The sequence below is a fragment of the Microbacterium sp. P2_F9 genome (genome assembly GCF_056403635.1).
Window position 1 is genome coordinate 1 of sequence record NZ_JBFUFC010000158.1, and the last position, 8,907, is coordinate 8,907.

At 68.8% G+C, this 8,907-nt stretch carries 9 protein-coding genes; 3 read left to right on the plus strand and 6 right to left on the minus strand.

Annotated features, from left to right (window positions below):
* Positions 1–165: 165 nt before the first annotated feature.
* Positions 166–1,239, plus strand: coding sequence for a TolB family protein (locus AC1DVT_RS14840; protein ID WP_477389796.1), 1,074 nt, complete (start codon positions 166–168; stop codon positions 1,237–1,239).
* 26 nt (positions 1,240–1,265) lie between these two features.
* On the opposite strand, the gene AC1DVT_RS14845 is transcribed toward AC1DVT_RS14840, so the two are convergent.
* The 5 genes from AC1DVT_RS14845 to AC1DVT_RS14865 form a co-directional block, all read right to left on the minus strand.
* Positions 1,266–2,108 (minus strand): peptidoglycan-binding domain-containing protein, encoded by an 843-nt coding sequence (locus tag AC1DVT_RS14845; RefSeq protein ID WP_477389797.1) that lies wholly within the window; start codon positions 2,106–2,108, stop codon positions 1,266–1,268.
* 81 nt (positions 2,109–2,189) lie between these two features.
* Positions 2,190–2,540 (minus strand): bacitracin resistance protein, encoded by a 351-nt coding sequence (locus AC1DVT_RS14850; protein ID WP_457098771.1) that lies wholly within the window; start codon positions 2,538–2,540, stop codon positions 2,190–2,192.
* On the minus strand, positions 2,537–3,019 hold the full coding sequence (locus tag AC1DVT_RS14855; protein ID WP_477389798.1) for a DNA polymerase III subunit gamma/tau: 483 nt from the start codon (positions 3,017–3,019) through the stop codon (positions 2,537–2,539). The genes AC1DVT_RS14850 and AC1DVT_RS14855 overlap by 4 nt, the downstream gene beginning before the upstream one ends.
* Positions 3,020–3,113: 94 nt before the next feature.
* A complete protein-coding gene (locus AC1DVT_RS14860) occupies positions 3,114–3,581 on the minus strand; it encodes a hypothetical protein (RefSeq protein WP_477389799.1) in 468 nt (155 codons plus the stop codon).
* Positions 3,582–3,663: 82 nt separating this feature from the next.
* A complete protein-coding gene (locus AC1DVT_RS14865; protein ID WP_457098774.1) occupies positions 3,664–3,867 on the minus strand; it encodes a hypothetical protein in 204 nt (67 codons plus the stop codon).
* A 120-nt stretch (positions 3,868–3,987) separates the two neighbouring features.
* On the opposite strand from AC1DVT_RS14865, the gene AC1DVT_RS14870 reads away from it, so the two are divergent.
* Entirely contained in the window at positions 3,988–5,370 is a 1,383-nt protein-coding gene (locus AC1DVT_RS14870; RefSeq protein ID WP_457098775.1) for a pyridine nucleotide-disulfide oxidoreductase, read from the plus strand.
* 51 nt (positions 5,371–5,421) lie between these two features.
* Here the strand turns inward: AC1DVT_RS14870 and AC1DVT_RS14875 are convergent, their stop codons facing one another.
* Positions 5,422–5,610: a hypothetical protein gene (locus AC1DVT_RS14875; RefSeq protein WP_457098776.1), complete on the minus strand. Its 189-nt coding sequence runs from the start codon at positions 5,608–5,610 to the stop codon at positions 5,422–5,424.
* 154 nt (positions 5,611–5,764) lie between these two features.
* Here AC1DVT_RS14875 and AC1DVT_RS14880 point away from each other — a divergent pair.
* The coding region (locus AC1DVT_RS14880; protein WP_477389800.1) for an nSTAND1 domain-containing NTPase at positions 5,765–8,907 on the plus strand (3,143 nt) is incomplete at its 3' end.

Below are 8,907 nucleotides of genomic sequence, written 5' to 3' on the forward strand. Positions count from 1 at the left end.
GGAAAATCCGGACTGGGGGCGACTTTGGGGGTCGTTCGGTCGCAGCATCGGCTCGCGCGACCCAACGTTCAGTGCGGTGCGACACCGTGCTGATACCGCCGCCTGAGAGACATGGACTGCGCCGTGACGGGGGTCACGGCATCCGATGTCGATCAAGGAGTCGTCATGGGGAATCCGCACCGTCGTCGAGGCATCGCCGTCGCGGCCGGTGCGCTCCTCATGCTTGCCGGCTTCGTGGGGGTCTCCGGGGCGGCGTGGGCGACCCCGGCGGATCCGATCGCCGGCCGCATGCGCGAGAACCCGCTGCCCAAGGTCGCGATCGTGTTCTCGCAGATGAGTCCGGCGGGCGACGGGGTCCAACTCAGGATCGGCGACCCGCTGGGACTGATGTCGCGCGGACTCACCGCGCGATCCCCCGGCGTCGTGGACGACCACGCCAGCAGGTCTCCTGACGGGTGGCTCGTCCTCTTCGAGCGCACCACCGACCACGGCAGCGACATCGGGATCGTCCACATCGCCGAGCCCGGGGTCGTCACCATCGTCGACACCGGATGCCGGACCACGCCCGACTGCGCAGGTGCGGTGCGGCCGACCTGGTCGTTCGACGGTTCTCGTGTGCTGTTCACCCGGGTGATGGCACCGATCGATGGGAGCGGAGTGGCGGCGTCTGCGGCGCTCTATTCGGTCAACCTGGATGGCAGCGATCTGCGGCGGGTCTCGTCCCCTGACCTTGCGCAGGGCACGGAGGAGGGTGAGGTGAAGTTCTCGCCCGACGGCCGGAGGAGGGTGTTCGTGCGGGTCACGAGCATCGCAGGCGTCCGAATGTTCGCGATCTTCAAGAGCGACGCGGACGGCTCGCATGCGCGGCAGATGACGCCGTGGGAACTCGACGCCGGCCGGCCCTCCATCTCACCAGCCGTATCGGGGTCGACGGCCGGACTCGTGGTGTTCGACGTGGCGGATGACCGCTCCGTTGGCAGCCGCGATGTCGCGCTCATGCCGCTCGCGTGCGACCGGATCGATGAGTGCACGCGATGGACCCGCTATGTCACGCACGATCACCCCGGACCGTGGAGCGCGTTCGGCGCATCGTGGTCACCCGATGGGCGGTCTCTGAGCTACGCAGTCGAGACCGCCCGCGGCGCCTGGGCGACAATCTGGACAGCGACCTGGGATGGCACGTGGACCCACCCCATGACGGGATGGACGAACTCGTTCTCCCCCTCCTGGGGACAGTGAGCGGATGCCTCGCCCAGGCCGCGTCGTCACTCGAAGGCGCGCAGCACCAGTGCGTGCCAGGTGACCGGCCCCGCGATTCCGTCCGCGGGTGGCAGGAAGACTCCTTGGAATTCCCGCACTGCAGCCTCCGTCAGCGGGCCGAAGTCGCCATCGACCACCAGTCCGCCCGGCACCAGGGTCTGCACGGCCTTCACTGCCTCGCCGTGGTCGCCATGCCGAACCGTGACGATCAGGTGCGGCCAGTCGAGCTGCCCGAGGGTCGTCGAGATCTCGGTCGCGCGCAGGCCATGCTGGAATGCCTGCACAGCCGCCCCGCTCGCCGGCCCGAACGCACCATCCGGGACGATCGACGAGCCGTGTGCCCGCAGCAGATGCTGCGCCGCGAGCACGCGCCAGTTGGTCGCCTGCGTCGCGCCCTGCTTCACCAGCGGCCACGGCCGCGGCCCGGGCACGAAGGTGCTGAGGAACGACCAGGTCTCGGCGCCGGCCTGGCCGTCGAGGGTGAGCCCCCAGGATTCCTGGAAGAAGCGGACGCGCTCGGCGGTGATCGGCCCATAGGAGCCGTCCACGACGAGCTCGGGCAGGCCGGGCGATGGGATGAGGCCGAACTGCTGCACGGCACGCACGGCATCGCCGGATGAGCCGGAATGCGTCGCGACGACAAGCGCCTCCCAGGTCTGCGGGCCGACGACTCCATCCGCGGTCAGACCTGCTCCGGACTGGAAGGCGGTGACGGCGGCAGTGGTCGCCGGGCCGTAGATTCCATCGGCGGCGACCGCCTGTCCGCGCGCTCGCAGCAGGTATTGGATTCCCTTCACGACGGGGAAGTTCGACCCCGGCCCCACGGTGCTCCACGGCTTCACGTTCACGATGCGCTCCTCTCATACCCCCGAGTCGTGACGCTACTCCGGCAGTGCTTACCTGCGACAGGTGGTCGCGTGCCGCGAGGGTCAGCTGAGAAGGGATGCCGTGTTCGTCGTCGCGTAGGCCACGACGTCGAGCCAGAACACCGCGGTGATCGCGAGCCCGGTCAGCAGCACGAGCGCGAAGAGCAGCGGCGGGCGCCGGAATCCCACGGCGAACGCGAGCCCGAACGCCACGATCGGGAACACCGTGGCGAACACCCACAGGAACCATCCGAGCGCGTTCAGCCCGAGAGGCGCCGCTGCGATCAGGTTTCCGAGGGCGTTCCACACCGCGTAGGCGTAGAACAGCCCGAAACCGCCGGCGATCGTCGCCACGAGCCACGTGGGGTTCCTGCGGGGAGCGGATGCCGCGGCATCCGTGATCGTGTCGCTCACTGTCCCACCGCCCCGACCATGACGAACGGCCACGGCACCAGCAGGATCACGCCGACCACGAGCCACAGCAGGCGCACCCAGGAGTCCGAGTGGCGCGTCAGCAGGTACACCGTGCCGAACCAGAGTGCGGGCGCCAGCACCGAGAGCCAGAGCGGACCCTGGAACGCGACGTCGGCGACGGCATAGTGCGCCGCATCGCGCAGGCGCAGTCCCCCGATCACCCAGCCGATCGTGAAGATCGCGTAGAAGCCGGCCAGGACGCCGATCGTGATGAGCATCGCGTTGCCCATCGGCGCAGGCTCTTCCTCCGCCGGGGGCGAAGCCTCGCCGATCGCGGGCGCCGTGGTCGCGGCATCCGGCGAAGGTGGCGTGGAGGTGTCAGCGGCGGGCTTCGCGACGGGTGCCGGAGTGCCGGTGTCGAGCGTCGGATCGTCGTCGCCGTCCCAGCTGAGTGCGTCGTCGTCCGGTCGGGCCATCATGGTTTCACCCTAGCCGCGGCCCCCGGCGGGCACGCGGAAGGGGACTGCCTCCTGATGGGAGACAGTCCCCTTGCCGTTCTCGAATTGCGTGCCTTCACTCCATGCGCAGATGGGGCTGGTTGGCGCGGTACTCGAGCTCGGCGGTGATGCGGTCAGTCCACGAGCCGACGTTCGGCGCTGCCTTGGCCTGCGCGTCGGCCAGCTGCTTCGCGATGCTCTCCTGCTCCATTGCGACGGCGCTGGTGCTCTTCGGGACCGTGCCTGCTTCTCGGGCGAGCTGTTCCTCGACGCGATCGGCGGGCACCCCCTTGAAGCGTTCCGCGTTCGCCTTGGCCTCCGCAGCGTCGCGCTGCAGCTGCTCTTCGATCCGGTCGGCCGTCTTGTTCAGGTCGACGCCTACCGGTGCCTGCACGCTGTCGACCTTGTGTCCGGTCGTTTCGGTGTCGCCTTGCCGAGGTGTCTGGCACGCCCCCAACCCGATCGTCAGTACGGCGATCGCGAAGACGGGAAGCGCCCGACGCGCGAACTTCGCTGTCCGCGGCGTGTGGGTGTTGCTGTCCATTGTCTTTCTCTCCCTTGTTTCGACCCGAGACGGGTCCTTTCCCTGTGGTGCGGTGTGCGGCCGGATGACCGGCCACGAGTGTTCAGTACGAGACCCGGACATGGCCCGAGTCCTTGAGTCCGCGGAACCAGACCCCGATCACGCGTCGCGGGTTCACCGCAGGACGTGTGGGCGTGATCGTCGTTCCGCGGTCGCTGATCCGGCGCCGCAGCTCGATCTCACGATCCAGAGCGGACGCACGATCGTGCTCGAGCCGGCTTGCGGCCACGACAGTCGAGTAGTTCATCTCCGACTCCTCCCCATCCCCGATCCCCGGTCGGGATCTCTCACCGGAAAAGAGCGTGAATCCGGCGGACTGATACACGTGGGCCTTGACCGAGGGACCCCCGGTTGGTGTGATGGGGCCGTGCCGGTCGAGGTGGACGTCGACTACGTGGTGGTCGGGGCGGGAGCCATGGGGATGGCCTTCACCGACGCGCTCGTGCACCACTCGGACGCCACCGTCGCGATCGTCGATCGAAGGGTGGCGGCCGGCGGGCACTGGCTCGACGCCTACCCCTTCGTGCGGCTTCACCAGGCCTCGTCGTTCTACGGCGTGGCGTCCACGCTCCTCGGGGCAGGGCGGATTCAGGCGACTGGACCGGAAGCCGGCCTGCATGAGCGAGCGACCGCCCCGGAGATAGCGGTCTACTACTCGCGGGTCATGGAGGCGCTTGTCGACACCGGGCGGGTGGCCTTCTTCTCCGGGTGCGAGTACACCGGCGACGGGACGTTCCGTTCGCGTCTGAGCGGCACGGAGCATCGAGCGATCCGGGCGCGGATCGTCGACGCCGGCTACCTCGCACCGACCATTCCGCTCCTCAGCGCTGCGCCTTTCGCCGTCGAGGACGGCGTGCGGGTGATCCCGGTGAACGACCTCGCCCGCCTCGACGAGCCGCCGGATCAGTACGTGATCGTGGGATCAGGGAAGACCGCGACGGATGCCTGTATCTGGTTGCTGCAGCATGGCGTGGATCCGGAGGACATCTGCTGGATCCGTCCGCGCGATCCGTGGATGTTCAATCGTGCAGTGGTACAGCCCGATCCGGCTGTCTTCCTCGGCATGGCCGCCGACACGATGGTGGCGGCGGCCGAAGCCACCTCTCCCGACGACCTCTTCCTCGGACTCGAGGCGCGCGGGGTCATGCTCCGCATCGATCGAACTGTCACACCGACCATGGCCAAGGCCCCGACGATCGCGACGTGGGAGATCGATCAGCTGCGCACGATCTCGAACGTCGTCCGGCGTGGGCACGTCCGCTCCGTGGCGCCGGGCCGCGTCCGCTTCGACGACGGCGAGGTCCAGGTCCCGCGTGGGGCCCTCGTCGTACACTGCGCGGCCTCGGGCCTGGCTTATCCCAGGCTCGTGCCGATCTGGCTTCCGGACGCCATCCGGCCGCGGCCGACACGAGTCGGGTTCCCGTGCTTCGGCGCCGCGCTGACCGGGTACGTCGAGGCGACCCGCACCAGCGACCAGGACAAGAACGATGCCTGCCGCCCGAGCCCCTACTCCGACACTCCTGTCGACTGGGTGTCGATGCAGCTCATCGGCGGCGACGCCTCCCTCGCGATGTCCCGGCACTCCGACCTCAAGGACTGGGCGAATACGACGAACCTCAATCCGGCGCGGGTCCCGCCCGATCGCGCCGCGGACCCGCTCGTCCTGGATGCCGCACGGCGCTTGCGCGAGACGATCGGTCCCGGACGGGCCCGTCTCGCCGCTCTCGCCACGCAGCAAGCTCTGGGGTGATCGTCACTGGATGCGCGATCCTCCCCGAGCTGCATGACATGCTTCGGATGCTCAGTGCACCCAGCGGGGCGCCACGTGCCAGCGCACGAGAGACCGGTGCCATGCCGACTCGCTTCGGGCTGCCTGGAGAGGCTCGGTCGTGGGGCGCTCTTTCTGAAGCAGGATGATCTGTCGGGCGCGTGCACGCTCGGCGGCGTGCTGGCGTTCGAGGTGAATGGCGGCATCTGTGATGTACAGCATCGGGGCTTCCTCCCTGGGATCAGCCGACGAGCGTCAGCTCGAAATCCACGGTCGCAGTGGGCGGTACTCGCACTCTTGAKGTGCGGTACTCGTCCGGTACTCGCCCGTGACCTCCCGCATTGACGAGCAAGCCGCGCGGTCCCACACTTCGGATATGACCGTTCGGGTGCTCGGGCCCCTCGAAACGGGATCCGAGGAGCCACTCAGCCCGCGAGAGCGGGCGATCTTCAGCGCCCTCATCGTGCGGGCCGGCGCGTCGATGTCATCGGATGAGCTTGCGGAGGCGTATTGGGGTGGGACTCCCCCGCTGACGTGGCAGCAGCAGGTGAAGACATCTGTCGCCCGCATCCGCGGCCGGCTCGGTCCGGATGCGGTGGTGACGCGTGGCTCGCACTACGCGCTCGGCATGGACACCACCGTGATCGACGCCTTCGAGTTCGAGCGGCTCGTGTCGAACGCGCGCCAGCACGCGCTCCATACCGATCACGATCGCGCGATCGACGCGTACCGTCGGGCACTCGGGCTGTGGCGCGGGCAGGCCTTCCCTGAGCTTGCGGATTGGGAGCCGGCGCGACATGCGGCAGGCCGCCTTGCCGAGATCCGGCGCAGCGCCGAGGAGGAGCTGCTCGAAGAGCGCCTCCACATCGGCGCGCACCGGGAGATCATCGCGGAGGCAGAGCGGGCGGTGCGTGCCGAACCCCTCCGGGAGGAACGTTGGGCGATCCTCGCCATGGCGAATTACCGTGCCGGCCGTCAGATCGAGGCTCTCGCCGCGATCCGCCACGCGCGTGAGCGGCTCGCCGATGACTTCGGCGTCGAGCTGTCACCTCGGCTGCGTCAGCTGGAGACCGCGATGCTGAGGCAGGATCCCACCCTCGACGCCGTCCCTCAGCCGCCCCCGGCGAATGATCTGTGCCCCTACCGCGGGCTGGCACCTTTCGGCCCCGATAACGCCGACGATTTCTTCGGTCGACAGGACGTCATCGAGGCGATCCTCTCCCGCATCCACCCCGGGACGATCCTCACCATCGTTGGACCGTCGGGATCTGGGAAGTCATCGCTGGTGCTCGCCGGGGTGCTGCCGAGAGAGCGAGAGAGTGGCCGCCAGGTGGAGATCCTGCGCGGCGGTCCGACGCTCATCGACGCTCTGCGTACCGCCCTCCACCATTTCGGCGCGCCGGAGATCATGGTCATCGACCAGGCCGAGGCGATCCTCCAGCTGGACGAAGCCGAAGTCGAGACCATAGGCGCTCTGTTCGAGGAGGCATTGAGTCTCGGCGGCGCGCTCGTCCTGACGCTTCGGTCGGACTTCCTCGATCGCGCCATCGCACTGCCGCGCATCGGAGCCGACGTGGCGCGTGGCCTGTACGCCCTCGGCCCGCTGTCCGACGAGGGCCTTCGTCTGGCGATCATCGAGCCGGCTGCGCGCGCCGGACTGCGGCTGGAGCCGGGCCTCGTAGAGCTCATCGTTCGCGATGCCGTCGACCGCCGGACGACTCTCCCGCACGTTTCGCATGCTCTGCTGGAGACGTGGGTCCGTCGTGAGGGCAGCACGCTCACCGTCGATGGCTACGAGGACGCGGGCGGAATCGCCGGAGCGATCGCGCAGTCTGCCGAGAACCTCTATCAGTCGATGGATGCCGCGGATGCGGTCGTCTGCCGCGCGCTGATGCTGCGGTTGATCCAGCGCGATGCCGGTGGCCGGTCGGTTCGGCAGCCGGCTCAGCTGGCACCGCTGCTCGGCGATCAGCAGCGCCGCCGCGTCCTCGAGCAGCTGGTTGCCGCGCGCCTTCTGACCCTGGACGGCGAGACTGTGCTGGTCGCACACGAGGCGATCGCCACAGCATGGCCGCGGCTCGACGGCTGGCTCGAAGAGGATGCCGAGGGTGCGCGACTCGTCTCGACTGTCGCCGCGGCGGCCGACCTGTGGGATGCATCGGGTCGCCGCGAAGAGGACCTCCTTCGCGGTGCACGGCTGCAGTCGGCGCTCGACTGGCAGGAGCGATCGGGGCCAGACCTCACAGCGGTCGAGCAGGACTACCTCGCCGCGTCCGCCGAACGGGAGCGCAGCGAGGTGCGCGAGCTTGCCGACCGCGCGGCGCGAGACAAACGGAACAACCGGCGCCTGCGGTGGGCGCTCGCCGGTGCCGGCGTGCTGCTCGTCGCGGCGATAGTCGGAGGCGGGCTCGCCGCCGTGCGAGGCAGGGAAGCCGAGCTCTCCGCCGAAGACGCGCGCGTCGAGGCGCTCGTCGCGACATCCCTCTCGCTGCTGGACAACGACCGCGAGGCAGCCGCACTGCTCGCGGTCGAGGCGTTCCGGCGCTGGCCCGAAGATGCCCGGGTGCGTTCCGCGCTGTGGGGCGTCATGACGGGCAGCGGTGGCCTCATAGACGTGCACCACGATGAGGGAGCTTGGCTGCCCTCGATGAGCATGATCCCGGGCACGAACACGGCGCTGCGTGTCGCGGCCCGCGAAGATCGTCCGGATGAGCGCACGGTCGATGTGATCGACATCGTGACGGGCGCCGTCGCCCACTCGTACGAGCTGGATCTCCCGACTTCCCTTGTGGACGGTGGGTCCACCGTCGCGGTGAGCCAGGATGGCTCGACGGCGGCGGTTCTCTCGCAGGTCGCCCGGGACCCATCGGCAGGTTCCGAGTGCTGCTGGAGCCGCCTCACCGTCTTCGACCTCGCGACGGGCGAGACTTTGGTCGAGACCCGAGTCATACGGGCGGTGCTCTCCCGTCATCTGGTCTTCGACGACGACGCGCGGACGCTGTACGCCACGCATGCGGTCACGGCCGACTTGATCGCGATTGACACTGCGACCGGCAAGGTCCGCGCGTCGAGCGCCGCCGCTTTCGGCGACTATCCTGCGCCGGACATTCGCGATCCGGGCGTAGGGATCATCGACGATCGTGTCGTCGCGGTGGGCGGAGGAGACCATATCCGCCTGTACGATCGCGCGACGCTCGCACTGATCGGGACCATCCCGCTCGAGGGCGATGTGGCGGGCCTCGATCTCATCGTCGACGGACAGGGAGGCGTCGTGACGACCGGGTGGGACGGAACCGTGCGCGTGGATCTCGCGACCGGACAGACTCTCTGGAGGCGCTTCCCCGATCAGACGCGGAACTGCGACTCGCTGTATCTTGCGACGCAGACCGACATCGCATGCGGATCATATGACGGGCTCGCGCTCGTGGATCTCGTGACAGGCGAGACCAGGGGCACCACAGTCCCCGTGGAGCTCGGCTTCTTTCCGGTGTTCGACGCGATCGACGGGCAGACCCTTCT